Genomic DNA, 26597 nt, shown 5'->3' with positions numbered 1-26597 from the left:
GCCATTCGCTACTCGCCATTCGCTTACCGATTACATCGGCCGGACTTCGACCACGTCGGGCACGAAATGCTTCAGCAAATTCTGAATGCCGTGCTGGAGCGTCGCGGTCGATGACGGGCAGCCGGCGCAGGAGCCCTTCATGTTGAGATAGACGATCCCGTCCTTGAAGCCGCGGAAGGTGATGTCGCCGCCGTCATTGGCGACCGCGGGCCGCACGCGGGTCTCGATCAGATCCTTGATCATGTCGACCGTCTCGGCATCGGACTCGTCGAAGAACTCGTCCTCGTCGTCGAGCTCGGCATCGCTTGGAGCCGCGCCATCGGCGAGCAACGGCGCGCCGGACATGTAGTGCTCCATGATGGCGCCGAGGATCGCGGGCTTGAGCTGCTGCCATTCACCGTTCGCCTTGGTCACGGTGATGAAATCCGATCCATAGAACACGCCGGTGACGCCGGGCACGTCGAACAGCTTTTCGGCCAGCGGCGAGCGCGTGGCCGATTCGCGGCTCGAAAATTCCATCGGGCCGCCGTCGACGACGACGCGGCCCGGAATGAACTTCAGCGTGGCGGGATTGGGGGTGGCTTCGGTTTGAATGAACATGGTTTTCTCCAGACGTCGCCGGTTCAAGGCCGGCGCGCAAGCTATCCAGTAGCAGATGGCGACGAGGAACGCACGGTCAAGGGGGAGTGGGGCATTAGTTCAAGATTTTCAGAGGGTTGGACTCCGCTTACCCTTCCCTGGAGGGGGAGGATCGATCGCGCGAAGCGCGAGCGGGGTGGGGTGATCTCTCCATACGGGCCGTGTGCGAGGCGGAGAGACCGTGACCCCACCCCGCTCCGCATTTCGCTTCGCTCCATGCGAAGCGACCCACGAGCGAGCTACGCTCGTCTCGGACCCTTCCAGGGGAGGGTAAGAAACAGGTTACGACAGCGAATCCACGCTTCCGTCGCTCAGCGCGCCCGAGATGATCGTCACCGGCACCGGGAACGTGCCCAATTCATGCGCGAGCAGTGCGACCAAGGGTCCCGGACCCTCCGCGCCGGGATTGGCGGCGAGCACCAGCATGGCGATGTCAGGGTCCTCGTCGATCACCGCGAGCAGTTGCTCCATTGCATCGCCTTCGCGGATCACCCGCTCCGGGGTGATCGCCGCGATGCCGTTGGCGCGGCCGGCGGCGCGGTCGAGCGCGGCTTCCGCCGCCTCCTGCGCCTCGGCGCGCATGATGTCGGCGACACCCAGCCATTCCTGGCTCTGCTGCTCGGACTCGATGATGCGCAGCATCACCACGCCGCCGCCGGCACGGATCGCCCAGCGGCTGGCATAATAGACCGCGCGATCCCATTCGGCGGTGTCATCGACGATCACGAGGCATTTGGGCTTGTGACCCGGCTCGAAGCAAAGTCGCTTGCTGGTCATGCATGTCCCGGAATGTGCACGGCCGGCATGCTGCCACACTCCCTCACGCTTGGGGAGAGGAGAAGCGGCCGGCGCAGTGGACGCCGGCCGGGTCTCGCAAATGCGGGAAATCAGCGCCGGCGGATGAAGCCGACGATGTCCTTCGAGAGCTTCATGGTCTCGTCGGCGATGGCGCGGGCCCGGTCGGCGCCATCGTTCAGGATCGCGTCGATATGACCGGGGTCGGCGACGAGGCGCTTCATCTCGCCGGCGATCGGCGAGAGTTTCGTGACGCACAGATCCACCAGGGAATTCTTGAAGCTGGAGAACTGGCCGCCGCCGAATTCTCTGAGCACGTCGGCCTTGGAGCGGCCGGAGAGCGCGGCGAAGATGCCGACGAGATTGTCGGCCTCGGGGCGCGCTTCCAGGCCCTTTTCCTCTGACGGCAGCGGCTCCGGATCGGTCTTCGCCTTGCGCACCTTCTGCGCGATGGTGTCGGCGTCGTCGGTCAAATTGATGCGCGAATTGTCGGACGCATCCGACTTCGACATCTTCTTGGTGCCGTCGCGCAAGGACATTACGCGCGTCGCCGGTCCTGTGATCAGCGGTTCCGGCAGCGGGAAGAACAGGCCGTCATTGGCGCCGAGGCTGCGGATCGAGTCACCAAAGTCGTTGTTGAACTTCTGCGCGATGTCGCGCGAGAGCTCGAGATGCTGCTTCTGGTCCTCGCCGACCGGAACGTGGGTGGCGCGGTACAGCAGAATGTCGGCGGCCATCAGCACGGGATAGTCGAACAGACCCACGGACGCGTTCTCGCGATCCTTGCCGGCCTTCTCCTTGAACTGGGTCATGCGGCCCAGCCAACCCATGCGCGCGACGCAGTTGAAGATCCAGGCGAGCTCGGCATGGCCGGAGACCTGGCTCTGGTTGAACACGATGTGCTTCTTCGGATCGATGCCGCTCGCGATGAACGCGGCGGTCACCTCGCGGGTGTTGCGCGCGAGCTCGACCGGCCCGCCCCAGACGTCCACGCCTTGCGTGATCGCGTGCATGTCGACGACGCAATAGATGCAGTTGTGGGTTTCCTGCATCTTCACGAAGTTGACGATCGCGCCGAGATAATTGCCGAGATGCAGATTGCCGGTCGGCTGGACGCCTGAAAAGACCCGTTCAACGAATGCCATGGTAAGTCTTCCTGGAAGGTATTCGGCCGTCGTTTCCAACAGCGGCGCTGCCCCGTCAAGGGTAATTCGATGGCGTCACGCCTCGGACCCAGTCCGGGCCGGGCGCTTCAGCACGTTGGCCGCCTCGCGCCATGAGGCCGCGCCGAGGACCTGCAGGAGCACGCCATAGACGGCGATTGCGGCTGCGATCTGCACGCCCAGGACGATGAAGCGGATCAGCCCATGCGCCTCGGCGGGCGACAGGCCGGTCGTCAGCCAGAGCAGGGCGCCCATGGCAGCCGCGGCGAGCACGATCCGCGGCAGCCGGTTGCGGGCGGCCGCATCGACCGAGAAGCCGAACTCGCTGGTGCCTTTCCGCAGCAGCGAGATCGCACTGCTCCAGGCGCCGGCCGCGATGCTGGCAGCGATTCCGCTCGTGCCAAGGACGTGCCCGAGCACGACAGCGAGGGCGATCGCGACCACAAAGCCCTTGGCGGTTGCCAGCAGCGGCGTCATCGTGTCGCTGCGGGCATAGTAGGCCGGCGACAGCGCCTTGATCAGCACATGCGCCGGCAGGCCCAGCGCCAGCCACATCAGCGCATGCGCGGTGGCCGCACTGTCGTCCGCGCCGAACGCGCCATGCTCGAACAGCAATCGCACGATCGGCTCGGCCAGAACGATCAGGCCGAGCGTCGCGGGCAGCGCCAGCCCGGTCGCCAGTTCCAGCGCGCGCGATTCCGCATGTGCCACGGCGTTACGGTCGCCGCTACGCACCGCGCGCGTCAGCTCCGGCACCAGCACCGTGCCCATGGCGACACCGACGATGCCGAGCGGCAGCTCGATCAGGCGGTTGGCGAAATAGAGCCAGGACACCGCGGAGGGCGTGGCGGAGGCGATGATCGCGCCGGCAACCATCAGCCATTGCGGGCCCGAGCTTGCGATCATGCCCGGGATGGCTTTGGCAAAGAAGGCGCGCATCTCCTGGTCGAAGCTGACATGCAGCGGCGTCGCCAGTTGCGCACTTCGCTGCGACAGCAGCATCAGCAATTGCAGCAGGCCGGCGACGCCGACCGTGGCGGCGAGCATCCACGCGGCGAAACTCGCATCAGCATGCCAGGCGAGCAGCGCCGCGATCGCGGCAATGAGCGCGATATTGAACAGCAGCGGCGAGAACGCCGTGAGAGCGAAGCGGCCTTGTGCGTTGAGCAGTCCCATCAGCACCGTGACGGGGCCGGCAAAGGCGAGATAAGGCAGCATCAGCCGCGCATTCTCGACGGCGAGATCGCGCGTGCCGCTACCCAGAAATCCGGGCGCGATCACCGTGATGATCAGTGGCATCACAAGTGCGATGACGATCGAGATCGCGATCAGCGCCGCGCTGACCGTGCCGAGCACGCGCCCGGCGAACGCTGATGCGGCCTCTTCGCCGTCGCGGTCACGGACGCGCAGCCAGGCCGGGATCAGCGCCGCGTTCAGCGCCCCCTCGCTGAGCAACCGGCGTACCACATTGACGAGCTGGAACGCGGCCAGAAACGCATCGGCCACCACGCCGGTGCCCAACAGAGCGGCAATCATGGAATCGCGGGCAAAGCCCAGCAGCCGCGAGGCCAATGTTCCCGTCGAGACTGTCAGGAAGGAGCGGATCATCGGGAATCATAATACCGTTGCTTGCCCGCTTGGGGCCGGTCGTGATAGGCCGCGAGCCAGATTTCAGACTGACAGGAAGCGGATTTTCGCGGGTATCGCAATCCGGCAAACAGGATCAAGGTGAATGGCTGACGTGAAATATGACGTTCTCGGCATCGGCAACGCGCTGTTCGACGTGCTGGTCAAGACCGACGAGGCCTTTTTGGGCAAGCACGGCATGACCAAGGGCAGCATGTCCCTGATCGATGAGGCGCGGGCCGCCGCCATCTACAAGGACATGGGCCCGGCGACGGAAGTCTCGGGGGGCTCTGCCGCCAACACCATCGTCGGCATCGGCAGCCTCGGGGCACGCGCGGCCTATGTCGGCAAGGTCAAGGACGACCAGATCGGCAAGCTCTATGTCCACGACATCCGCGCCGCCGGCGTCGCCTTCAACACGCCCGCTGCGAAGGATGGCCCTGCGACCGGCTGTTCCTACATCCTGGTCACTGGTGACGGCGAGCGCACCATGAACACCTATCTCGGCGCCGCGCAGGATTTGTCGCCCGCCGACATCGATCCGGCCGAGATCGCGTCTGCCGGTATCGTCTATCTCGAAGGCTATCTCTGGGACCCCAAGAACGCCAAGGACGCCTTCGTCAAGGCGGCCCAGATCGCCCATGATGCCAAGCGCAAGGTGGCGCTGACGCTGTCGGATTCGTTCTGCGTCGACCGCTATCGCGACGAATTCCTCGGGCTGATGCGCAATGGCACCGTCGACATCGTGTTCGCCAACGAGTCCGAGCTGCATTCGCTCTACACGACCTCGGACTTCGACACTGCGCTGAAGCAGCTGCGCAACGACGTCAGTCTCGGCGTGGTCACCCGCAGCGAGAAGGGCTGCGTGGTGGTGACGCCGACCGAGGCCGTCGCAGCGCCGGCTTCGCCGATCGTGAAGCTCGTGGACACCACCGGCGCCGGTGATCTCTTCGCCGCCGGCTTCCTGTACGGTCTCGCGCGCAACCTTGCGCACAAGCAGTGCGGCGAGCTCGGCGCGCTCGCGGCTGCCGAAGTGATCCAGCACATCGGCGCGCGTCCGCAGGTGTCGCTGAAGGAGCTGGCGCAGCAGCGCGGGTTAACGGTTTAAGGCGACGCCGCCTCATTCTCAGCTGTCGTCGCCCGGCTTGACCGGGCGACCCAGTACTCCGAGACCTTAGTGGTTCATCGAGAGGCCGCGGCGTACTGGATTCCCCGCCTTCGCGGGGAATGACAGTCGCGCTGTGGCGAGAGCACTCAGCTCACGCCGTCTTCGCCGCCTTCAATCCCAACCGCTGCTCCACCGCATCGCGCATCACGAATTTCTGGATCTTGCCGGTCACGGTCATCGGAAACTCGTCGACGAACTCCACATAACGCGGGATCTTGTTGTGCGCGATCTGGCCGTCGCAGAACGCGCGGACCTCTTCGGCCGTCAGCGTCTCGCCCGGCCTGACCCTGATCCAGGCGCAGAGCTCCTCGCCATAGCGGGCGTCTGCCACGCCAAAAATCTGCACGTCCTGAATCTTGGGGTGGCGATACAGGAATTCCTCGATCTCGCGCGGATAGAGGTTCTCGCCGCCGCGGATCACCAGATCCTTGATGCGGCCGACGATGTTGCAATAGCCTTCATCGTCGATGGTGGCGAGATCGCCGGTGTGCATCCAGCCATTGGCATCGAGCACGTCCGCCGTCTTTTCCTTCTCCTCCCAATAACCCAGCATGATGCTGTAGCCGCGGGTGCAGAGCTCGCCGCGTTCGCCGCGCTTGACGATCCTGCCCTCGAGATCGACGACCTTGACCTCGACATGCGGATGGATCCGTCCGACGGTCGAGACGCGCCGTTCGAGCGGGTCGTCCGTCGCGCTCTGGAAGCTGACCGGACTGGTCTCGGTCATGCCATAGGCGATGGTGACCTCGCGCATGTTCATCTCGGTGTTGACGCGCTTCATCACCTCGATCGGGCAGGGCGCGCCCGCCATGATGCCGGTGCGCAGCGATGTCAGGTCGAACTTCGGGAATTCGGGGTAGTCGAGCTCCGCGATGAACATCGTCGGCACGCCGTATAGCGCCGTGCACTTTTCCTGCTCGACCGCGCGCAGCGTCGCGAGCGGATCGAAACCCTCGCCGGGATAAACCATCGTCGTGCCGAGCGTGACGGAGGCGAGGTTGCCCATCACCATGCCGAAGCAATGATAGAGCGGCACCGGAATGCAGATGCGATCCTGCTCGGTCAGGTGCATCGCACGTCCGGTGAAATAGCCGTTGTTGAGGATATTGTGGTGCGTCAGCGTCACGCCCTTGGGCGATCCCGTGGTACCGCTGGTGAACTGGATGTTGACGGGATCGTCGAATTGCAAGGCAGCGCCGAGTGCAGTGAGCTGCTCGCGATGCTGCGCTCCGCCGATGCGCGCGACCTCTTCGAACGGGATCGTGCCTGGTGCTACGGGGCCACCGATCTGGATCACCATCCGCAAGTCCGGCAGTCGCGCTGCGTTTAGTTGTCCGGGCTTGGCGCCGGCCAGTTCCGGCAGCAGCGTGTTGAGCATCTCTATGTAATGACTGGTCTTGAACGCGGTCGCCGTGACGATCGCCTTACAGCCGACCTTGCGCAGCGCGAACTCCAGCTCGCTCAAGCGGTAGGCGGGATTGATCGTCACCAGGATCAGGCCGGCCTTGGCGGCGGCGAACTGGGTCAGCGTCCATTCCGGCCGGTTCAGCGACCAGATGCCGATCCGCTGCCCCCGCTCGAGGCCGAGCGCGAGAAAGCCGGCGGCGAGCGCGTCGACCCGTTCGGCAAATTCCGTCCAGGTCCACCTGACGTCGTGGCTTGGCGAGACCAGCGCCTCGCGATGGCCCCAGCGCCGCACAGCGCGGTCGAGGCTGCGACCGATGGTTTCGCCGAGCAGCGGCGTGTCCGAGATGCCGCAAACATAGCTGTCGGCTTTGTCAGCCAAATTGTCCGCCAAGCTCGTCTCCTCAAAGCTCTTGCCTCGTGCCTGAAGCCGATGGCCTTGGCACGAGGTTATCCATTGCAGCGAAGGCGCGCGACGCCGCGCGCCTCATACTAAGGGGTTAGGCCGCCTTCTTCCCGCTGCCGGCATCGAGCCCGGCATACACACCACGCTCGAAGCCTGCGAACGTCTCAAGGCACTTTCCGTCCGCGAACGGCAACAGCTGCATCAGGATCACGCCGGTGACGTCGCGCGCCGGGTCGATCCAGTAATAGGTGTTGGCGAGGCCCGCCCAGGCGAGGCTGCCCGCGCTGCGGCCTTCCGCCGTCTTGGCGGTGTTGATCATGAAGCTGAGGCCCCATTTCTTCGCCTGCTCCGGATAGAGATCGACGTCGTTGGTGTAGATCGGCGCCGCCGTCGCCAGCTTGGTCATGTTGAGATCGCCCATCTGGTTCTGGCCCATCATGGCGATCGTCTCGGCCTTCAGCACCTGATTGCCGTTGCCGCGGCCCTTGTTCAAAACCATCTGGGTGAACTTGATGTAGTCCGCCGCGGTCGAATAGAGGCCGCCGCCACCCATGTGGAATTCGGGGTTCTGCTCGAGCTCGAACGGAATCGCGCCAAGCTGGCCGTCCTCGCCGCGCGCATGCATGCCGACCAGCCGCTTGCGCATGTCGTCGGTGATCTTGAAGCCGGTGTTGCTCATGCCGAGCGGGGCGAACAGATTGTCGCGCAGATATGCGTCAAGCCGCTTGCCGCTGACCGCTTCCACGGCCTTGCCGACGAAATCGATATTGGTGCCGTATTCCCAGCGCGTGCCGGGATCGGTCATGATCGGCGTCTTCAGTGCGGCGTTCTGGCAGGTGATAATCCCGGGCGTTCCGGTTTTCTCCATGTAGGCGCCGAAATCGGCATTCCACATGTCGTAGCAAAAGCCGGCGGTGTGGGTCATGAGCTGGCGCAGCGTGATCGCGCCCTTCGCCGGTCGCAGCTTCGGCTCGCCCTTGGCATCAAAACCCTCGAGCACCTGCGGCTTGGCGAGGTCGGGCAGCACCGAACCGATCGGCGCATCCAGCGACAGCTTGCCCTGCTCGACGAGCTGCATCGCGCCCGCACTCGTTACGGCTTTCGTCATCGAGGCGATCCAGAACACGCTGTCCGCTGTCATCGCATCGGGCTTGGACAGGTCGCGCTTGCCGAACGCGCCTTGATAGATCACGTCGCTGCCGCTGGCGGCGATCGCGACGACGCCGGGAATCTCCTTGGCGTCGCTCTTCTGGCGCAGGATCTCGTCGATCTGGGCTTTGCTTTGCATACGCGTTTCCTCCGGTTTGATTATTGTTGGAAGCGAATGATTGTCCTCCTGCACGGTCCGCGCGGCAAGCGCGTCCAGATGCCCGCGCCGGTCGCGATGTCGTGACTTGACGGTCGGTGGTCTGCACAGGACGAGAGAGGGCTGAACTGCAACACTCCGTCACAATCTGCGGTGGATGGCCGCAACTCACCGTGACCGTGGATGGGCTCTGGCGATATGTTTCACGTGTTTGAAGCACTTGAAACATTTTGTGCGTTGCGGCGTTTCCGCATGCGGCCAATCGACGGCCAACGTTAAGACTTGATGCAAATATTGGCGGTCGGTCACGACCGCGGGGGACCTCAGATGATTTCGACCTGGAGCGAATGGAAGCGCTATCCCCGTCCCGGACGGGGCGACAATCTCGAGGCGCCGATTTCGCCCGGCATCTACGAGGTCCGGATCGCCGGCACCGGCGCGCTCTATTCGTTCGGCGCCGTCGACAATCTGGCACAGGCGCTGGCGCTGCTGCCGGTCGGCTCGAAATCCTGGTTCGGCCGCCGCGACACCTCCGACGTTCCCGATCTCGAATACCGGACGTGCGCGACGTCCTCGAAGGCCGACGCCAAGGCTGCCGCCGAGCGCATGATCGGCCGGCGCGAGACCTATATGAGTGGCGCGGCATAACCGCGCCGTTGCCACTTTAACTCCCAGCAGATGTGCGTTGCGGGACGGTGCATTGCCCGCCGTCTGTCCCTATATTTGGGGCCAATCCGATCGCGCCCCGAGGAGTAACGCCATGACCCCGACTGCCGCCGCACGCGCCCCGCAAGCTACGTCCAATCTGCGCGACCGGTTGAAGGATCCGTCGTTGCTGAAGGAGGCCTGCTACATCGACGGCGCCTGGGTCGGCTCGCCGGTCTTCGCGGTGAACAATCCCGCGACCGGCATCGAGCTCGCGAAAGTCCCGCAGCTTGGTGCGGACGATACGACCAAGGCGGTCGAAGCCGCCGAGCGCGCCTTTCCGGCCTGGGCCAAGCACACCGCCAAGCAGCGCTCCAACATCCTGCGCAAATGGTTCGAGCTGATCATTGCCAACCGTGAGGACCTCGCGCTGATCCTCACCTCCGAGCAGGGCAAGCCGCTCTCCGAGGCGCTCGGCGAGGTCGATATCGGTGCCGCCTATATCGAGTTCTTCGCCGAGGAAGCCCGTCGCGTCTATGGCGAGACCATCCCGACGCAGCGGCCCGATGCGCGCCTGCTCGCGATCAAGCAGCCGATCGGCGTCTGCGGCGCCATCACGCCGTGGAATTTCCCGAACTCGATGATTACCCGGAAGGTTTCGCCGGCGCTGGCGGCCGGCTGCACCGTGGTGCTGAAGCCCGCCAACGAGACGCCGCTGTCGGCGCTGGCGCTGGCCGTGCTCGCCGAGAAGGCCGGCGTGCCCAAGGGCGTGCTCAACATCATCACCGGTGACGCGCCGCCGATAGGCAAGGTGCTGTGCGAGCACCCGGCGGTGCGCTTCGTCGGCTTCACCGGCTCGACCGCGGTCGGCAAGATCCTCTATCAGCAGGCTTCCGTCGGCGTGAAGCGGCTCGGCCTCGAGCTCGGCGGCAACGCGCCGTTCGTGGTGTTCGACGACGCCGATATCGATGCCGCGGTCGAAGGCGCGATCGTCTCGAAATACCGCAACATGGGCCAGACCTGCGTCTGCGCCAACCGCCTCTACGCCCAGGACAAGATCTACGACGAGTTCGTGCAAAAGCTCTCGAAGAAGGTCGCGGCGATGAAGATCGGCGATGGCATCGAGAGCGGCGTCACGCAGGGCCCGCTGATCAATTTGAAAGCGGTCGACAAGGTCGAGCGCCATATCGCGGACGCCGTCAAGCGCGGCGCCAAGGTCGTGACCGGCGGCAAGCGCAGCGAGCTCGGACGCTCCTTCTTCGAGCCGACGGTGCTTGCCGACGTCAAGCCGGACTCACTGGTGGCGCAGGAAGAAACGTTTGGTCCGCTCGCGCCGGTGATCCGCTTCAAGGACGAGGCCGATGTCATCGCGATGTGCAACGCCTCGCCGTTCGGGCTCGCCTCCTACTTCTACTCCCGCGATCTCGGCCGCGTCTGGCGCGTCGCCGAAGCGCTTGAGTCAGGCATGGTCGGCGTCAACACCGGCCTGATCACGACCGAAGTCGCCCCCTTCGGCGGCGTCAAGGAAAGCGGCCTGGGCCGCGAAGGCTCCCGTCACGGCATGGAAGAATATGTCGAGATCAAATACGTGATGATGGCGGGGGTGTGAGACCCTCGCCGATCAGTCCTTGCTTCGACGCAGTTCGCTGGGACTGCGTCCGAGCTCGCGTCGCATCCATTTGGCCAGATGAGACTGATGGGCAAAGCCCGCTTCGAGGGCAACATCGCTTAGCTTGCGATCGCCTTGAAGGAGGAGCTGGCGTGCGTGCTCCACTTTCCTTCTCAGGATGTAGCGATGAATCGTGACATCCATGGCCGCCTTGAACCAGGTCCGTAGATGCGAGCTGCTGACGCCGGCCTCGCGGCTGAGAATGTCGATGGTGAGCGGCTGGTCGAGATTTGCATCGATATAGGTCAGGACTCTCTGGAGCTGCGCGTTCGAGAGGCGGATGGCCTCTCCCGGCGGATCATTCGCCAGGTCGATCAATTCGACCGCCATTGCCATTCCCACGTTTTCGGCAAACAGCGGACCGCTCGGCGAGCCCGCTTTCACGTCGCTTTCGAGAGCCTGTCCAAGCAGAAAGATGCGGTCATTCCGCAACATATGATGATGCGTGAGTCGGGCGGCTGCCAATTGTCGACTCCTTGATGCGGCATGGTCCAGCATGCTTGGTGCGAGCCGGATCTGAAGCGACTGGTAGGGCGTCTCAGCCACGAAGCCTCCGATGGCGCCGGACGGAATCACATCGATATCGCCGGCCTGACGCAGAAACTTGGCGCCGGTCTCGAGACAAAGTGAGCGCGTCGCGGGACTGAGATGGATGATGATCCGGTGATCGCCGATCGGCTCCAGCGCGACGGAATCTGGCTCGGTTCGCCTAGCCGCGGCGGTGGTGCCGGCCGATGTTGACGCCGAACTCGATCTCGCACGCATGGGCCAGGCTCCAGATCTTGGCGGAACGTGTTCGATATTTGGCGCATCGTGCGCGATTTTCAACGGCGCCGACGTCAAAGAACTCATCTGTCGTTTCGTGGCAAATGAGGATGCCAAGTGAGTCATTACGTGATTGTCGGAGCCGGCCCGGTCGGGCGCGAAGCCGCGCGCCTTCTTGCGGAAGAGGGGCACAGCGTCATCCTGACCAGCAGGAATGCCGGATCGCTCAATGCCGGCGATGTGCGTACGGTTTCGTCGGATGCCACCGATGCCGCACAGCTGGCGGCCCTCAGCAAGGGCGCGGATGCGATCTTCATGTGCGCCATGGCGGCCTATCATCGTTGGCCGACCGACTTCTTTCCGATCATGGACGGAACGGTCAAGGCGGCGGAGCAGGTTGGTGCCAGGCTGCTCGTGGTCGGGAATGTCTACGGCTATGGCGCGGGGGCTGCGAGCCCTCTCACGCCGGACCTGGAGCCGGACCCGACCACCCGAAAGGGTACGACCCGGCACATCATGTGGCAGCGTGCGTTGCGATCGAGCGTTCCCGCCCTTGAAGTGCGGGCGAGCGATTATCTCGGCGACGGCGCAGTCGCCTATTTTTCCCTGCTGGCGTTGCCGTCGCTGCTTAGGAGCGAGCCGGTTGCCTTCCTCGGCGATCCGGATGCCGCGCATGCCTGGTCTTTCACCAAGGACACGGCGAAGACGCTGGTCGCGGCGTCGCGCTTCACCGGAGAATGGGGCCGCGCCTTTCACGTGCCGTCACAGTCGGCGTCGGTGCGCGAACTGGTACAGAGATTCGCAGCCGCGTTGAAGATCGACGTTCCTGGTCTGTCGCGGCTCGCCCCGGCTGACCTGGAAGGCATCGGCTTCAGCGAAGGGATCGAGATGGCCTATTTGTTCGAAAAGCCGCTTTTGCTCGATGCCGGCGATACCGAGAAACTGCTGGGCGTGACCGCGAGCAGTCTGGACACGATGGTCCGCGACACACTTTCGCAAGTGGCAGGCATGGATGTGACAGGGAAGGAAACAAAATGAGCGAACAGGTGACCAATCTCGTCCAGAACTACATCGCGGTCTGGAACGAGAGAGATGTCGGGAAGCGCCGGTTGCTGATCGACGGAGTCTTCAGCGACGCGTGCGTCTATATCGATCCGAATGACTCGGTTGCTGGAAAGGATGCGATCGAGCGCCTGGTGGAAGCCTTGCAGGCGAGACTTCCGGATCTCCGCTTTACCCTCGCAGGTCACGTAAACGCGCATCACGATCAGGTCCTGTTCGGCTGGACGCTGGCTGCGCCCGGAGCCGCAACACCTGCCGCCACAGGCGTCGACATGGCGGTGCTGGATGGTGACCGCATTCGGCAGCTTCATGGATTTGTAAATCCGCCGCAGCAATAGCCTCGTAGCCAGGATGGAGCGAAGCGAAGTCCGGGACTTTTGAGCGGTATGAGAGATCCCGGATTGCGCTTCGCTCCATCCGGGCTACGGCGGCCCTACCGCCGCAGCACCGCGATCGTCCTGTTCGCGAACGTCAGCCGCTCGGCCATGACCGATACGAAATAGGTCAGCAGCTTGTGGCTGAGCGCGGGGTCCTCGTCCCTGATCGCATCGAACTGGTGCGTGTTGAGCACATAGAGCACGCTGGCGACCTCGGCCTGGATCGTAGCGCTGCGCGGCGTGTTCGATACCAGTCCCATCTCGCCGATCGTGGTGTAGCGCCCCAGGCTGCGCACGCGCGTGGTGCGGTCGTCGGCGGGGACCATGATGCCGACGCGGCCGTCGAGGATGAAATGCATGGAATCGGCGGGGTCGCCGGCCTGCACGATGATGTCGCCGGCCTCGACCTCGAGGCGCTGGCAGCGGTGGATCAGCGCGTCGGCGTCGGCCTCGCTGTCCAGTATCCCCGTGAACCAGTCGCGCAAACTGGCTTCTTCCTGCACCAGCCCCTGATGCTGCGAGATGAGTTCGTTCTCGCACCATTCCAGCGCATGATCGAGCTCGCCGATGATGGTGACGCCCTCGCCGACGAAGTCGCTGGAGCGCAGCACCTTCTCGGCCGCCGCCGACAGGTGCACCAGGATCAGCTCGACGCCGAGGTCATGCGCGCTGCGTTTGATCTGGGCGAAGCTGTAGGCGGCCGAGGAGTCGACGCCGGTGACGAGCTTGAAGTCGAACAGCAGATAGCGGCACTCCGGGCGCTCCTGGAGCAGCTGCTTGACGTGCTGGTAGAGCCGGTTGGCGGAGCCGAAGAACAGATAGCTCTGCAAGTTCAGGCCCTGGATGTTGCCGCCATGGGCCAGCAGCACGTCCTGGTCGTCGCGCGAGCGGTCGAGCGAAGAGCGATATTCCGAGCCGTCGAAACTGTATTTGATCGACTCCACCCGTGCGGCGCTGAACGCAAACGTCGCGCAGCCGATGATCACGCCGATCAGGATGCCCGGCACGAAGCCCCAGGTCACGATGATGACGATGATGGCGATCAGGGAGAGATATTCGAGCTTCGACAGCCGCTTGCGCGACTCGATGATCCATTTGTGGAGCTGGTCGGCGCCGAGATAGAGCAGGAGGCCGCCGATGACGAATTTCGGGATGAAGCCGAGCAGATCGGGCGCGACGGCAAGCATCAGCAGGGACAGTGCCGCGACGGTCAGGCCGGACAGGCGCCCGCGGCCGCCGCTGGAGAAATTGAGGATCGAGCGGCTGATCGAGCTGCAGCCGGCATAGCCACCCAGCATGCCGGTCAGGATATTGGCGGCGCCGGTGACGTTCAGCTCGCGCTCCAGATTGGCCTCGCGATGCACGGCGACCTCGATGCCGGTGGTGTTGAACAGCGTGCTGGAGGCCGTGACGAAGATGACGGCAACCACGTTGCCGAGCAGGTCCGGCACGGCAAACCAGGGATAGTGGGCGAGATCGTCGGTGTGCCAGGGCAGCACGAAGACCGCCTGCGGCGGCGGCTGAAACGTCCAGCCCAGGGCGCGGGCGTGATCGAATGAAACGCCGGTGATCCAGAACGCCAGATGCGCCGTGAGCACGCCGCCGACCAGGATGATCGGCAGTCCGAACGGGCTGCGCGAGCGATGCCAGGTCAGGTACAGCACCAGCGCCATCGCGCAGGCGGCGCCCAGTTCCAGCAATGTGGTGCCGTTGGCGAAGTGCGGCAGCGTCGTGAACTGGAGCGGGTGGTTGGTGATCACCCGCACCGCGCCCAGGGCGATGAGAAGTCCGGTGGCGCCGAGGAAGCCGCCGACGACGGGATAGGGCACGTAGCGGATGGCGCGGCCCAGCCGCGTCAGGCCCAATCCGCACAGCACCAATCCGGTCAGCACCGTCGACAGGCCGAGCGTGATGAGAACCGGCGAGAGCAGCGGTCCCGACAGGTTCGCCGTCTCGAGGCGCTCGACCACCGAGGCCGCCAGAATTCCCGTCACCGCCGCGGTCGAGCTGTCGGGAGCACCAATTGCGAAGGGCAGGGAGCTGCCGAGCCCGATGACGACCGCAAGCACCGCGGAGCTGACGAAAGTCGCCGTGATTCCGTAAGACAGGTAAGGCGAGAGCGGCCCGGCGAAGATCAGCAGCGAATAGGACAGCCCGAAGGTGACGGTCAGGACGCTGGCCGCCGTTCCGCCCAATATATCATTCAACGCACGCTTGAGGGCCGGATTGAATCGCGAAGCCGGACTGAAAATAATTGCTGGATCGGTCACGCCGTTGCGCTCGCCCCTGAAAAGTCCCGTCCCGAGACGTAGACGAGTACGGGCTTAGCGCAACTGGATTCTTGTAACTGTGAAATATCCGACAGTTCTGCGGTGAGGATCTCCGTTCACGACGTGTGAATGGTCAACCATATGGTGGACGGAAAAAACGAAGCCTGCGCCGCAACATTCGATGTTGTGCCAGAAAGCCGTTCCACACCCACCGCTGTCATTCCCCGCGAAAGCGGGGAATCCAGTACGCCGCGGCCTCTCCGTATCCCATCGCCATCTCTGGAATACTGGATCGCCCGGTCAAGCCGGGCGATGACAGTTGAGGGTGTAGCGGACAGCTTTCCAATCCCGTCATTGCGAGGAGCGAAGCGACGAAGCAATCCAGACCGGTACCGCAGAGAGATTCTGGATTGCTTCGCTTCGCTCGCAATGACGGAGCGAGACGAAACAGCCGGGCTTAGATCTTCAGCTCTTTCCCCGTCACGCGCCGATACGCTTCCAGATAGCGCTTGCTGGTTGCATCCACGACGCTGGCGGGCAGCGGGGGCGGCGGCGCGTCGCCGTTCCAGCGGCCGGCGTGGCGCTCGACGTCGAGATAATCGCGCAACGGCTGCTTGTCGAAGCTCGCCTGCGGCTGGCCGGGCTTGTAGGCATCGACGGCCCAGAACCGCGAAGAATCCGGCGTCATGACTTCGTCGATCAGGATGATGCGGCCGTCCTTGTCGCGGCCGAACTCGAACTTGGTGTCGGCGATGATGATGCCCTGTTCGCGGGCGAGCTCCTCGCCGAGCGTATAGACCGCGCGCGTCATGCTCTCGAGCGTGTAGGCGACCTCGTCGCCGACGACTTCGCGCATCTTCGCGATGGTGATGTTCTCGTCATGGCCGGTCTCGGCCTTGGTCGCCGGGCTGAAGATCGACGGCGCGAGCTTCTCGCTCTCGACGAGGCCCGCCTTCAGCTTCTCGCCGGCCAACGTGCCGCTGGCGGCATATTCCTTCCAGGCGGAGCCCGAGAGGTAGCCGCGGATCACGCATTCGATCGGGAAGACGGTGGTGCGGCGCGACAGCATGGCGCGGCCGAGGATCTCGGCGCGATGCGGCTTCAAGGCCGGCACGGCGGCAATGATCTCGTCGGCGTCGGCGCTGATCATGTGATGCGGCACCACGCCTTCGAGCTCGTTGAACCAGAATGCGCTGATCTGGGTCAGCACCGCGCCCTTCATCGGGATGGTCTCGCCCATCACGACGTCGAAGGCGCTGATGCGGTCGGTGGTGACCAGCAGCAGGCGGTCGTCGTCAACGGCGTAGATATCGCGCACCTTGCCGCGTCCGATCTTGGGTAGGGGCAGGTCGCTGGAGAGCATGGCGGTCATCGGCAGGGCCTTCGCAGACAAGTCCATCGGACAGGAGATTCAGGCCGCACTGGATGGTACGGCCTAAATCGGGATAGCCTATTCCGGCAGCGGAATGAACTCATGTTCCTGCGGAACCCCGGCGAAGCGGCCGGTTTTCCAGTCCTCCTTGGCCTGCTCGATCCGCTCCTTGCTGGAGGAGACGAAATTCCACCAGATATGGCGCGGGCCTTCCAATGCATCGCCACCGAGAAACATCATGCGCGTCGCTTTCAACGCCTTCACGGTGATGCGGTCGCCGGGCCGGAAGATCAGGAGCCGCGGCCCCTCGTACCGCTCGTTCGCGATCTCGACCTCGCCGTCGACGACATAGATCGCGCGCTCCTCGTGGTCGGGGTCGAGCGGCACGCTGGCGCCCGCGACCGCCGTGACCTCGGTGTAGAACCAGGGCGAGACCATCGTAACCGGCGAGGTGATGCCGAAGGCGGAGCCCGCGATCACCCGCGCGGTAAAATCGCGCTCGGAAATCATCGGCAGATCGCCGGCGCCGTAATGCTGGAACGACGGCGCGATCTCTTCGGATCCGGCCGGTAGTGCGATCCAGCTTTGCAGGCCGAGCATCTGCTGGCCCGAGGCGCGTTGCGCGTCCGGGGTACGCTCGGAATGGGCGATGCCGCGGCCTGCGGTCATCAAGTTCATCGCGCCGGGTGCGATCTCCTGGACGTTGCCCTCGCTGTCGCGATGCATGATGGAGCCGTCGAACAGGTAGGTGACGGTGGCAAGCCCGATATGCGGATGCGGCCGCACATCCATGCCCTTGCCGGAGACGAACTGCACCGGGCCGAAATGATCGAAGAAGATGTAGGGCCCGACCATCTGCCGCCTGCCATGCGGTAGCGCGCGCCGCACCACGAATCCGTCGCCGAGGTCGCGGGTGCGCGGCACGATGACGAGATCGAGCGCATCGCAGGACATGGGATCGCCGAGCACGGGATCGTTCGAGGGTTGCCAGCTCATGGTGGTCTCCTGTTTCTTGCTGGTATGATCGTAACAGAACAATGTCGGGAACGGGAGGAGACCGATGATCCCACCGCTCAAGCCAGGCGCCAGGCTGCTCGAGGTCACAGGCCCCAGAATCGAGACGGAACATTTGATCCTGCGGCCATGGTGCGCGGGCGATATTGCACCGAACGCCGCGATGCTGTCCGATCCCGGCACCGCCCGCTTCATCGCCGCCGACGGCAAGCCGGTCACGACCGAGATTGCCGGCTGGCGTAACGCGGCCGTGATCTCCGGACACTGGGCGCTCCACGGCTTCGGCATGTTTGCGGTCGAGGAAAAATCGAGCGGCAGCTACATCGGGCGGGTTGGTCCGTGGTGCCCGCCGGGCTGGCCCGGCTTCGAGGTCGGTTGGGGCATCGCCAGGGAATTCCGCGGCAAAGGCTATGCGGTGGAAGCGGCCAGCGCATCGATCGACTGGGTGTTCGACAGCTTTGAGATCGACGAGATCATGCACTGTATCGAGAGCACGAATACGCCGTCGCAGGGCGTGGCGCGCAGCCTGGGCGCCCGGAAGGAGCGCGAGATCGATCTGTTCGGCAAGCCGGCCGACGCCTGGATCACGTCGCGCGCCGCGTGGACCCGGCGAAATTGAATCGGTCTTTGATCTGAACTAGGTTCGCGTCACGCGCCTGCGTGCGCGATCGGGTCGACCGGATGCTGCTTGCCCATCTCGAACTCGCCTTTCGCGCCGGCGCCGTGGCGCTGCTGCTGGTGTTGGCGGCGTCGTTGTTCTCGGACTTCCGCAACGTGCTGGCGGCTCGCCTCGGCGCAGCCTTCGCGCTCGGCTCGGCCGCGCATGCGGTGAGCTATTCGGTCGGCGTGACGTCGCTGGTGCCGGCCTGGCATGCGCCGCTGATCGCGCTGTCGACCGGCAACATCGTGGTGTTCTGGCTGTTCACGCGCGCGCTGTTCGACGACGATTTTCGCCTGCGCCGGTGGCACGGGCTGGTCTGGGGACTGGTGACGGCCTTCAGCTTCGCCGGGTGCGTCTGGATCGCGCCGGGCGGCCATGTGCGGTTCTCCGTCACCGTGGTGAACCTGATCGTGCTCGGCTTCATCGCGCTCGCTGTGGGGCAGACGATCGCCTCGTGGCCGGCCGACCTGGTCGAGCGCCGGCGGCGTGCCCGCGTCTTCATCGTCTGCGCCGCCGCGCTCTATGGCGGACTGAACGCGCTGCTCCAGATTGCCGTCGCCGGCAGCGACGTCGGCAATGCCGCCAACACCATCAATGCCGGCGTGCTGGCCTGCGTCGTCGCGGCCATCGCCTACGCGATGATGCGTGTCGATGGCGCCGACCTGTTTCCGGCGAATACGGGAATCACGCCGGCGGTCATTCTGAGCCATCCGGCAGCCACCGATGAAGCCGTCGACCAGAAGCTGATCGATGCCCTGATGCGGCTGATGGCGGACGAGCGGATCTATCGCCAGGAGAACATCACCATCGGCGTGCTGGCGAGCCGGCTGAAAATTCCCGAATACAGGCTGCGCCGGCTGATCAACCAGCGGCTCGGCTACCGCAATTTCAATGTATTCCTGAACAACCACCGGATCGAGGAAGCTAAGGCCGCGCTCGCCGATCCCGCGCAGGCCGAGGTCCCCGTCATCACCATCGCGATGGATGCCGGCTTCCAGTCGCTCGGTCCCTTCAACCGGGCCTTCAAGGCGGTGACGGGCGTGACGCCGACGGAATACCGGCGGCTCAAGGTGAGTGCGGCATAAGTTCTAAGCCTTTCTAATCACGCCGAAATTCCAGAATCGACCAGCCCGGTTCAGTTTCAGCCAGTCCATTTTCCAAATCCGGCGAGCACTCCTCCGCCTGCTCCGGCTTCCTCCCGGCACATGCCCCAGCCGGAGAAAGCCCGTGACCCGCCGCCGCAAGATCATCCTCCTCGCCACCGCCATCGCCTGTATCGGCCTCGCATTCGGCGCGGCTCGCGCGCGCAACGCGCCGCAGGTCGCCACCGGCTTCCTCGCCGACATCCTCTGCGCCGAGACGTTCGTCTCTGGCCTCGATCCGCAGCGGACTTTTGCCGAGACCACCGACGCGATGCCCGGGACTAGCCTGATCACCTGGGCGATTGACTACCGGATCGACCGGGTGCGCAAGGACGTCACCGTGACGCTGTTCGGCCTCGGCCGCAGCCATGCCGTCTATCGCGAGGGGCTGGGCTGCACGCTCGAGCACGGCGCTGATATCGCCGACGTCGCGCCGCCGGCCGACGACAAGCAGCCCGCATTGCTCCCCGAGATCGCGGGACCTTCGGTCGTGCCGCCGCAAAGCGAGGGGCTATCAGCCGCACTCGATCGCGCCTTCACCGAACCCTCCCAGCCGCCCGCCCGCCGCACCCGCGCCATCGTCATCATGAAGTCAGGCCGCGTCATCGCCGAGCGTTATGCGGATGGTGTCGGGCCGGAGACGCCCCTGCTCGGCTTCTCCATGACGAAGTCGGTGATCTCGGCGCTAACAGGCATTCTCGTGCGCCAGGGCAAGTTGAAGCTCGATGGGCCTGCGCCGGTCGCCGCCTGGAAAAACCCGGACGATCCCCGCCACGCCATCACCGTCGACCAGCTGCTGCGGCACACCGCGGGCCTCGCGCTCGGCAGCTCGTTGCAGGCTTCGCTCGGCTCCGCCTTCGAACCGGTCAATCGCATGAAATTCATCGAGGACGACATGGCCGCCTATGCCGCCAGCATGCCGCTTGCGACCGCGCCGGGCACGGTGTGGAATTATCACGACGGCAACACCATCATGCTCGCGCACCTGATCCGCAACGCCGCCGGCGGCAGTCCTGCGGACGCGTTGCGCTTTGCGCGCCGTGAATTGTTCGCGCCGCTCGGCATGCGCCACGTCACGCTCCAGCTCGACGGCGCCGGCACGATCGAGGGATCGAGCGAGATGCTGGCCTCCGCGCGCGACTGGGGGCGCTTCGGCCAGCTCTATCTCGATGACGGCGTCGCCGGCGGCAAGCGTATTTTGCCGGCGGGATGGGTGAGTTACTCCGCCACGGCCACGCCGAATGCCTGGGTCGGCATCGGCGCCGGCTTCTGGACCAACCGGGACGACAGTTTTGGCGCGAATTTCCGCGTCGAGCACGGCTGGCCGCGCGATGCCTTCTTCGCCAAGGGTACGATCGGGCAGTACACGATCGTTATTCCGTCGGAGCGGCTTGTGATCGTGCGGCTGGGCCGCTCGCCCAACTGGCCGCCGGAAGCGGACGGCGTGTTCGACCTGGTGCGGGATGTGGTGGCAGCCACGCGCGAGAAGGGGAAAATGGCGGGGGTGGATTGAGGTCTTTCTTACCCTCCCCTGGAGGGGGAGGGTCGATCGCGCGCAGCGCGAGCGGGGTGGGGTGAACTCTCCGCACGGGCGCTGTTCGTCGCGGAGAGACCGTCACCCCACCCCGTCTCATATTTCGCTGCGCTCAATATGAGCCGACCCTCCCCCTCCAGGGGAGGGTAAGTGGCCGCCGCCGCGGCTCCTACCTCCCCAGCTCCGTGGCCTTCGCCACGCGGTCGAACCGCTCCAGCGTCATGATCGCGTCCGCAAACTTCTCCGCGCGCGCGTTCAGCACCGGGCGTGCCAGCGTCAGAAACTTCTGCTGCATCGCCTGCGCATCGGGGAAAGAATTCGGCTCTCCGGAAGGATCGGCATAGAGCCGCTCATGCACGCCATCGTCCGTCGTGATGCTGACGCGCGCGCCGAACGGATGGGTGCGGCCGACCTCGAGGCGGTCGTCCTGCACCACGTCGAACTTGTCGGCGAGTGCGTCGATGGCGGCGTCCCCAAGGCGGTTGTAGTCGTCCCAGCCGAACGAGCCCTGGTCGAGCGCGAGCGCGCCGGTGAAGAACATCGAGAACTGGCCGCCGACGATCGAGGTGGGATGCCGCTTGGTCGCGGCATCGCCGGTCAGCGTGATGCCGTTCCGATGCAAACCGATCTCGACGCGCTTGACCTGGTCCGGCGTCAGATTGTGCTCGCGCCGCATCGCGATCAGCGCGTCGATCGCCGCATGGGTGTAGCGGCAGCTCGGATACGGTTTTACGCCGATCTTCATCGTCTCATAGGTCTTGCCGAGCTCGGCCACCGCCTTGTCGGGATGCGCATCGTCGGTGTAGCCGGCGAGCAGGCCGTGCTTGCCCTCGACCGATTCGGTCGCGCCGACGAAATCGTTGCGCGCCAGCGTCGCGGCGATCACGCCATTCATCGCGGCGGCGCCGACCTGGTAGCGCTTGTTCCAGGCGCCGTTGACGAGGAATTGCAGCGAGCCCGCGGCCTGGCTGCCTGAGACGCCGAAGGCGGCGATGATCTGCTGCTCGGACAGGCCGAACAGTTTGCCAGCGGCGGCCGCCGCGCCATAGGTGCCGGCGGTCGCGGTCGGATGGAAGCCGCGCGCATAATGCGAGGTCGGGTCGAGCGCGTTGCCGAGCCGGCAGCAGACCTCATAGCCAGCGACGATCGCGGTCAGCACGTCGCGGCCTGACGCGCCGACCATCTCGCCGACGGCGAAGGCGGCCGGAACCACCGGCGCGCTCGGATGCAGCGAGGAATCGGCGTGGGTGTCGTCGAAGTCGAGGGAATGGCCGAGCGCGCCGTTGAGCAGCGCCGCGACCGCCGGTGTCCAGGTCTTGCTGTCGCCGAACACGGTGGACTCGCCCTTGGTGTCGAGCGCGAGCGCTTCGAGCATCTTCAGGATCGAGGGTGTGGATTCCGCCTCGCTGCGGGCCCGGATGGCGCTGCCGAGGAAGTCCAGCGTCAGCACCTTGGCGCGATCCAGCACCTCCGCCGGAATATCCTGGTATTTCAGATTGACGACATAGGCGGCGAGCGTTGCGGTTTCGTGAGCCATCGTGTTTCCTCGTTTTGGCGCGCAAGTTAGGCGGGCTGATTTGGCCTTTCAAGCGGCCTTGGGGCCGCGGGCATTAGCCATGCTTTTGCCTGGCTTCAAAGGGATCGGGACTTCTGACGATGGCATTTGCAAAACAGCTGTTCGACCGGATCCGATCACGGCGGACGCAACTCGGATTGGCGATCCGGGTCACGGTGGCCGCGGTGGCCGCCTATGCGATCGCTACCGCGCTGCATCTGCTATTGCCGCTCTGGGCCGTCCTGACCTCGCTGATCGTGACCCAGATGAGCGTCGGCCGCTCGCTGAAGGCGACGCGCGACTACGTGCTCGGCACCATCGGCGGCGCCCTCTATGGCGGCGCCATCGCGATCCTGATCCCTTATTCGACCGAAGCCGGTTTGTTGGGGCTGCTGGTGCTGGCGGTCGCGCCGCTCGCCTTCGTGGCCGCGATCAACCCAAGCCTGAACGCCGCCACGGTGACCGCCATCATCGTGCTGCTGGTTCCGACCATACATCATTCCGATCCCTTGGCGTCGGCGATCGACCGCGTCAGCGAGGTCGGGGTCGGCGCCATCACCGGCCTGCTGGTCTCATTCCTGGTGCTGCCGTCGCGCGCCGTGCGGCAGATCCGCGCCAGCGCGGCCACGCTGCTCGAGCTGATTGCGGATGCCTTCACCGAACTGCTCGCGGGGCTCACGCGCGGCCGCGACAACGACGCGCTGCACCGGATCCAGGACGGCATCGGCACGGCAATGGTGGGCATGAATGCCATCGGCGCCGAAGCTGAGCGTGAGCGCTCCGCGCGACTGTCGAGCGGGCCCGACACCGGCCCGCTGCTGCGCACCGTGCTGCGGCTGCGCCATGATGTCGTGATGATCGGCCGTGCCACGGTGGTGCCGCTGCCGGCCGAGGTGCAGATGCGGCTTGCAGCCCCGCTGACGGAAGTCTCGACCGTGATCGCGCGATTCCTTCGCTCCGCCGCTGCTGCTTTGCGCGAGGGCGCCGGCGCGCCGGCGATCCATCCGGTCCACGTCGCGCTCCAGCATTATGCCGAGGCCGTCGCCGCCGTCCGTCATGACGGCCTGCTCCGCGGTCACCCCGGCGACACCGCCGAGCGCTTCTTCGCGATCGGCTTCTCGCTGGAGCAGATGCACCAGAACCTCTGCGATCTCGATCGCGTCGTCGGCGAATGGTCGGAAGCCTCGACCGACAAGTCCGCGCGCGTGGCGGAATGAGCCGTGGACTAAGCTGTTAAACGTTGTCTTCCGACCGCAAGGCGGATGTCGCCCGACTTGGCTGTGATCAGCGGAATATAACCCAAGGCAGATATCAGGGACCATTATATTGCTTTGTCCGCCGTGCGCTGACGTGTCCTAAATCCGGCACTGGTAGCTCAGTTGTATGGCCTGGATTGTCGCCTTCGCAGTTTTAGTCTTTCTTTACCGTCGCGCGACGTGCGCTGGCGACCGGTTCGCGGAACTGAAACCAACGGGAATGCTGCGCTCGCCACTCTTCTACGCACAAACAGCACTCCTATGCATGCTCTTGATGCTCATGATGGCCCCGAGTTACCTGCCACACGAGCGGTGGGCCGTCGCTGCCTATCTCGTCATTTTGGTCATCGTGCTCGCGGCGCTCTTGCTCGTGCGACGAGCCTTGAAATGGCGGTATCCGATTTGACACGATTACTTCGGCAATTGGCCCGAGGGCGGCATGCATCGATGTTGGCTTGAACGTCGACTTTCGGGAGCAAAGCCGAGCTGGCGTATTTGTGCGTAAAGGCCTACCGCCGTGCCAGGCCCTTGCTTTGCATGCGCCAGACCAGCAGGTCGATGCGGTCCTGGCCGAAGAACGGCTCGGTCTCGAACACGAAGGTCGGCACGCCCCAATGGCCCGAGGCCGCGTGGTCCTTTTCGTTCTCGGCGATCACCCGCTCGTAGCGATCGGGGTCGGCGCTGACCGATTCATCCATCGCGGCGAGATCGAAGCCGGCTTTCTCGGCGGCGCGGGCGAGGTGATCGCCCTCGTTCCAGCCCGCCACCGAGCCGTCCCACAGCACGCGTGCGATCGCGTCGGTGAATGCGAGCGAGCGTCCCTCGAGCTGTGCCATGGCACCCAGCCGGGTCAGGCGGTGGATGTAGGGCTGCTCGGCGGCGACATCGAACGTCGTCTTGTCCTGCACGATCGGATCCGGTCTGGGAAACCGGAACGGGATGCCCTCGTGCTGCGCCACGCGCGTGCTGTCGAGCACCACATAGCGAATGAAGTTCGGGCTGGCTTTCTTGAAGAAGCCGGGCACGCGGACGGCGAGCGGATAGACCGGCCGCAGGTTCACTGCGAGATCGTACTCTTCAACGAGCTTGAGCGTCTTCGGCAGCGCCAGATAGCTGAAGGGACTGCGGTAGGAGTAGAAGAGGTCCACGGACAGGGTCATCGCACCGGCTCCATGATCCCGATCATCCTGCCAGTTTGCGCGTCAGCTCGCGGAATCGCAAGATCAGGAGCCCGGCATAGACGAACGTCCCGATCGAGAAACCGATCCAGACACCGACCGCGCCAAGCCCGGCGTTGAAGGCCAGCAGCCAGGCGATGGGAAATGCGACGCACCAATAGCCGATCGCGGCGAACACCAGCGTCATCTTGGTGTCATTGATGCCGCGCAGCGCGCCGCCCACGATGGTCTGGAGGCCGTCGGCGATGAAGAAGGTCGCGCCGACCAGCAGCAGCGTTGCCGTCAGCTCGACCGTCGCCGCGCTGGCCTCGCTCCGGCCGAAGAACAGCCGTCCGAGCTCGTAGCGGCCGAGGATGACCGCGACGGTCAGGGCGGAGACGAACGCGATCCCGAGCACGGCTGCGACGAGGCCGGCGCGTCTCAAAGCGACCATGTCGCCGCGGCCGAAGGCATGGCCGACGCGCACCGTCGCTGCCATGCCGATGCCGAGCGGGACCATGAACAGCACGACGCTGACCTGGAGCGCGATCTGGTGCGCGGCGATCGCCGTGGTCGAGATCAGTCCCATCAGCAGTGCGGCGGAGGAGAACAGGCCATATTCCATCAGCAGCGAGAACGAGATCGGCGCGCCGATCGCGACGAGCTGGCGCATCAGCGGCCAGTCGATGCGCCAGAGATGGGCGAGCGGATGATAGTCGGCGAACGGCTTGCGCCATGCGGCAATGGCAAGCGCAGCGAGGAAGGTGCCGAGATTGACGAGCGTGGTCGCAAGCCCCGCGCCGAACAGGCCGAGCTCCGGCAGGCCGAACAGGCCGTGCATCAGGCAATAGACCAGGGCCGCGTTGGCGGGGATTGCCGCAATGGTGATCCACAGCGGCGGCTGCGGCCGGTTCACCGCGCTCATCATGCTGCGCAACGCGATGAAGCCGAGTGCCGGCGCGATGCCCCAGGCCAACCCGTTCAGATAGCGCTGGGCGAGCGCGGCCGATTGCGGCGCCTGTCCGAGCGCCAGCAAGATGCGCTCGCCATAGAGCGGCGAGGCCATCATCGGCAGCGAGATCAGGAGTGCGACCCACAGGCCGGCGCGCAGCGAGCGGCGGATACGCTTGACGTCGCCGGCGCCGAACGCCTGCGCGGCCAGCGGCGACACCGCAGCCATCAATCCGAGCCCGAAGGTGAAGCTGACGAAATAAACCGTATGCGCCAGCGCGGCGGCCGCGACCGCATCCTCGCCGAGCCGCCCGATCATCGCGAGATCGGTCGTGATCATCGCGATCTGCCCGAGCTGCGTCAGCATCAGCGGCACGGCCAGCCGTAGCGTCTCGACGAACTCTTCGGCGAGATGGTTCTGCGGCACGCCGGCTTGCGGCTGCGGACGAGGTTGCACGGTGTCGAGCATGGCGGTTGCAATAGCACAGCCGCACGTCGAAAACATGGCCCAGAAAGCGAGATGGCTCTTCCCCTCTCCCCTTGTGGGCCTGTTGCGTAATTCGTCAATTGTGATTCCCTCGGGCAAAGCCTTGGAGGGTAGCGATGGCGGTTAAGCAGACGGGACAGCCGAGCTTTGTGGAAGCGCTGATGCCGAAGGGG

Annotated in this window: 22 protein-coding genes; 9 read left to right on the top strand and 13 right to left on the bottom strand. The window is 64.9% G+C overall.

What is annotated here, in order from left to right; genetic code table 11:
- Positions 1–30: 30 nt before the first annotated feature.
- From OWC48_RS20570 to murJ, 4 genes are all read right to left on the bottom strand, one after another.
- Complete coding sequence (locus OWC48_RS20570) at positions 31–600, bottom strand: NifU family protein (protein WP_028150592.1); 570 nt, start codon at positions 598–600, stop codon at positions 31–33.
- A 321-nt stretch (positions 601–921) separates the two neighbouring features.
- Positions 922–1416, bottom strand: coding sequence for a universal stress protein (locus tag OWC48_RS20565; RefSeq protein ID WP_282521603.1), 495 nt, complete (start codon positions 1414–1416; stop codon positions 922–924).
- 110 nt (positions 1417–1526) lie between these two features.
- Positions 1527–2579, bottom strand: coding sequence for a tryptophan--tRNA ligase (gene trpS, locus OWC48_RS20560; RefSeq protein ID WP_282521602.1), 1053 nt, complete (start codon positions 2577–2579; stop codon positions 1527–1529).
- A gap of 75 nt (positions 2580–2654) precedes the next feature.
- On the bottom strand, positions 2655–4205 hold the full coding sequence (gene murJ, locus OWC48_RS20555) for a murein biosynthesis integral membrane protein MurJ (RefSeq protein WP_282521601.1): 1551 nt from the start codon (positions 4203–4205) through the stop codon (positions 2655–2657).
- Between the two features lie 124 nt (positions 4206–4329).
- On the opposite strand from murJ, the gene OWC48_RS20550 reads away from it, so the two are divergent.
- Positions 4330–5331: an adenosine kinase gene (locus tag OWC48_RS20550; RefSeq protein WP_282521600.1), complete on the top strand. Its 1002-nt coding sequence runs from the start codon at positions 4330–4332 to the stop codon at positions 5329–5331.
- A gap of 151 nt (positions 5332–5482) precedes the next feature.
- On the opposite strand, the gene OWC48_RS20545 is transcribed toward OWC48_RS20550, so the two are convergent.
- On the bottom strand, positions 5483–7177 hold the full coding sequence (locus OWC48_RS20545; protein ID WP_282521835.1) for an AMP-binding protein: 1695 nt from the start codon (positions 7175–7177) through the stop codon (positions 5483–5485).
- Positions 7178–7295: 118 nt separating this feature from the next.
- Positions 7296–8489 carry a serine hydrolase gene (locus OWC48_RS20540; RefSeq protein ID WP_282521599.1) on the bottom strand — a complete coding sequence of 398 codons (1194 nt, stop codon included), beginning with the start codon at positions 8487–8489 and terminating at the stop codon, positions 7296–7298.
- Between the two features lie 345 nt (positions 8490–8834).
- Between OWC48_RS20540 and OWC48_RS20535 the strand changes: the two genes are divergently transcribed.
- Both OWC48_RS20535 and OWC48_RS20530 read left to right on the top strand, forming a co-directional pair.
- Positions 8835–9155 carry a hypothetical protein gene (locus OWC48_RS20535; RefSeq protein ID WP_028150598.1) on the top strand — a complete coding sequence of 107 codons (321 nt, stop codon included), beginning with the start codon at positions 8835–8837 and terminating at the stop codon, positions 9153–9155.
- A 112-nt stretch (positions 9156–9267) separates the two neighbouring features.
- Positions 9268–10761, top strand: a complete 1494-nt coding sequence (locus OWC48_RS20530; RefSeq protein WP_282521598.1) for an NAD-dependent succinate-semialdehyde dehydrogenase — start codon at positions 9268–9270, stop codon at positions 10759–10761.
- Between the two features lie 12 nt (positions 10762–10773).
- Here OWC48_RS20530 and OWC48_RS20525 read toward each other — a convergent pair whose 3' ends face one another.
- Positions 10774–11151, bottom strand: a complete 378-nt coding sequence (locus tag OWC48_RS20525; RefSeq protein ID WP_282521834.1) for a helix-turn-helix domain-containing protein — start codon at positions 11149–11151, stop codon at positions 10774–10776.
- A 552-nt stretch (positions 11152–11703) separates the two neighbouring features.
- Between OWC48_RS20525 and OWC48_RS20520 the strand changes: the two genes are divergently transcribed.
- Positions 11704–12624, top strand: coding sequence for an NAD(P)H-binding protein (locus OWC48_RS20520; RefSeq protein WP_308776825.1), 921 nt, complete (start codon positions 11704–11706; stop codon positions 12622–12624).
- Complete coding sequence (locus tag OWC48_RS20515; protein ID WP_282521597.1) at positions 12621–12986, top strand: nuclear transport factor 2 family protein; 366 nt, start codon at positions 12621–12623, stop codon at positions 12984–12986. The genes OWC48_RS20520 and OWC48_RS20515 overlap by 4 nt, the downstream gene beginning before the upstream one ends.
- Positions 12987–13081: 95 nt before the next feature.
- Here OWC48_RS20515 and OWC48_RS20510 read toward each other — a convergent pair whose 3' ends face one another.
- The 3 genes from OWC48_RS20510 to OWC48_RS20500 all read right to left on the bottom strand — a co-directional run bounded on the left by OWC48_RS20510 (position 13082) and on the right by OWC48_RS20500 (position 17663).
- Positions 13082–15295 carry a SulP family inorganic anion transporter gene (locus OWC48_RS20510; protein WP_282521596.1) on the bottom strand — a complete coding sequence of 738 codons (2214 nt, stop codon included), beginning with the start codon at positions 15293–15295 and terminating at the stop codon, positions 13082–13084.
- A 457-nt stretch (positions 15296–15752) separates the two neighbouring features.
- Positions 15753–16667 carry a phosphoribosylaminoimidazolesuccinocarboxamide synthase gene (locus tag OWC48_RS20505; RefSeq protein ID WP_014490995.1) on the bottom strand — a complete coding sequence of 305 codons (915 nt, stop codon included), beginning with the start codon at positions 16665–16667 and terminating at the stop codon, positions 15753–15755.
- 78 nt (positions 16668–16745) lie between these two features.
- Positions 16746–17663: a pirin family protein gene (locus tag OWC48_RS20500; protein ID WP_282521595.1), complete on the bottom strand. Its 918-nt coding sequence runs from the start codon at positions 17661–17663 to the stop codon at positions 16746–16748.
- Between the two features lie 64 nt (positions 17664–17727).
- On the opposite strand from OWC48_RS20500, the gene OWC48_RS20495 reads away from it, so the two are divergent.
- The 3 genes from OWC48_RS20495 to OWC48_RS20485 all read left to right on the top strand — a co-directional run bounded on the left by OWC48_RS20495 (position 17728) and on the right by OWC48_RS20485 (position 20997).
- Entirely contained in the window at positions 17728–18300 is a 573-nt protein-coding gene (locus OWC48_RS20495) for a GNAT family N-acetyltransferase (RefSeq protein ID WP_282521594.1), read from the top strand.
- A gap of 62 nt (positions 18301–18362) precedes the next feature.
- Positions 18363–19427, top strand: a complete 1065-nt coding sequence (locus tag OWC48_RS20490; RefSeq protein ID WP_282521832.1) for a helix-turn-helix domain-containing protein — start codon at positions 18363–18365, stop codon at positions 19425–19427.
- Between the two features lie 142 nt (positions 19428–19569).
- On the top strand, positions 19570–20997 hold the full coding sequence (locus tag OWC48_RS20485; RefSeq protein ID WP_282521593.1) for a serine hydrolase: 1428 nt from the start codon (positions 19570–19572) through the stop codon (positions 20995–20997).
- 190 nt (positions 20998–21187) lie between these two features.
- Here OWC48_RS20485 and OWC48_RS20480 read toward each other — a convergent pair whose 3' ends face one another.
- Positions 21188–22555 carry an MmgE/PrpD family protein gene (locus tag OWC48_RS20480; RefSeq protein ID WP_028155377.1) on the bottom strand — a complete coding sequence of 456 codons (1368 nt, stop codon included), beginning with the start codon at positions 22553–22555 and terminating at the stop codon, positions 21188–21190.
- 119 nt (positions 22556–22674) lie between these two features.
- Here OWC48_RS20480 and OWC48_RS20475 point away from each other — a divergent pair, with 119 nt between their 5' ends.
- Positions 22675–23790, top strand: coding sequence for an aromatic acid exporter family protein (locus OWC48_RS20475; protein WP_282521592.1), 1116 nt, complete (start codon positions 22675–22677; stop codon positions 23788–23790).
- Between the two features lie 548 nt (positions 23791–24338).
- On the opposite strand, the gene OWC48_RS20470 is transcribed toward OWC48_RS20475, so the two are convergent.
- Both OWC48_RS20470 and OWC48_RS20465 read right to left on the bottom strand, forming a co-directional pair.
- Positions 24339–24989 (bottom strand): 2-hydroxychromene-2-carboxylate isomerase, encoded by a 651-nt coding sequence (locus OWC48_RS20470; RefSeq protein ID WP_282521591.1) that lies wholly within the window; start codon positions 24987–24989, stop codon positions 24339–24341.
- A gap of 22 nt (positions 24990–25011) precedes the next feature.
- Complete coding sequence (locus OWC48_RS20465; protein WP_282521590.1) at positions 25012–26406, bottom strand: MATE family efflux transporter; 1395 nt, start codon at positions 26404–26406, stop codon at positions 25012–25014.
- Positions 26407–26597 lie beyond the last annotated feature (191 nt).

This window comes from Bradyrhizobium sp. Arg816 (genome assembly GCF_029989365.1).
Taxonomy (GTDB): Bacteria; Pseudomonadota; Alphaproteobacteria; order Rhizobiales; family Xanthobacteraceae; genus Bradyrhizobium.
The sequence above is the reverse complement of the archived record's forward strand: the minus strand, read 5'-3'. Positions and strand labels throughout refer to the sequence as shown.

Bases quoted from the DNA above. Each gene is read 5' to 3' on its own strand.
- OWC48_RS20570 (WP_028150592.1), bottom strand. From the start codon at position 600: ATGTTCATTCAAACCGAAGCCACCCCCAATCCCGCCACGCTGAAGTTC.
- OWC48_RS20565 (WP_282521603.1), bottom strand. From the start codon at position 1,416: ATGACCAGCAAGCGACTTTGCTTCGAGCCGGGTCACAAGCCCAAATGC.
- trpS (WP_282521602.1), bottom strand. From the start codon at position 2,579: ATGGCATTCGTTGAACGGGTCTTTTCAGGCGTCCAGCCGACCGGCAAT.
- murJ (WP_282521601.1), bottom strand. From the start codon at position 4,205: ATGATCCGCTCCTTCCTGACAGTCTCGACGGGAACATTGGCCTCGCGG.
- OWC48_RS20550 (WP_282521600.1), top strand. From the start codon at position 4,330: ATGGCTGACGTGAAATATGACGTTCTCGGCATCGGCAACGCGCTGTTC.
- OWC48_RS20540 (WP_282521599.1), bottom strand. From the start codon at position 8,489: ATGCAAAGCAAAGCCCAGATCGACGAGATCCTGCGCCAGAAGAGCGAC.
- OWC48_RS20535 (WP_028150598.1), top strand. From the start codon at position 8,835: ATGATTTCGACCTGGAGCGAATGGAAGCGCTATCCCCGTCCCGGACGG.
- OWC48_RS20530 (WP_282521598.1), top strand. From the start codon at position 9,268: ATGACCCCGACTGCCGCCGCACGCGCCCCGCAAGCTACGTCCAATCTG.
- OWC48_RS20525 (WP_282521834.1), bottom strand. From the start codon at position 11,151: ATGGCGGTCGAATTGATCGACCTGGCGAATGATCCGCCGGGAGAGGCC.
- OWC48_RS20515 (WP_282521597.1), top strand. From the start codon at position 12,621: ATGAGCGAACAGGTGACCAATCTCGTCCAGAACTACATCGCGGTCTGG.
- OWC48_RS20505 (WP_014490995.1), bottom strand. From the start codon at position 16,667: ATGACCGCCATGCTCTCCAGCGACCTGCCCCTACCCAAGATCGGACGC.
- OWC48_RS20500 (WP_282521595.1), bottom strand. From the start codon at position 17,663: ATGAGCTGGCAACCCTCGAACGATCCCGTGCTCGGCGATCCCATGTCC.
- OWC48_RS20495 (WP_282521594.1), top strand. From the start codon at position 17,728: ATGATCCCACCGCTCAAGCCAGGCGCCAGGCTGCTCGAGGTCACAGGC.
- OWC48_RS20490 (WP_282521832.1), top strand. From the start codon at position 18,363: ATGCTGCTTGCCCATCTCGAACTCGCCTTTCGCGCCGGCGCCGTGGCG.
- OWC48_RS20480 (WP_028155377.1), bottom strand. From the start codon at position 22,555: ATGGCTCACGAAACCGCAACGCTCGCCGCCTATGTCGTCAATCTGAAA.
- OWC48_RS20475 (WP_282521592.1), top strand. From the start codon at position 22,675: ATGGCATTTGCAAAACAGCTGTTCGACCGGATCCGATCACGGCGGACG.
- OWC48_RS20470 (WP_282521591.1), bottom strand. From the start codon at position 24,989: ATGACCCTGTCCGTGGACCTCTTCTACTCCTACCGCAGTCCCTTCAGC.
- OWC48_RS20465 (WP_282521590.1), bottom strand. From the start codon at position 26,406: ATGCTCGACACCGTGCAACCTCGTCCGCAGCCGCAAGCCGGCGTGCCG.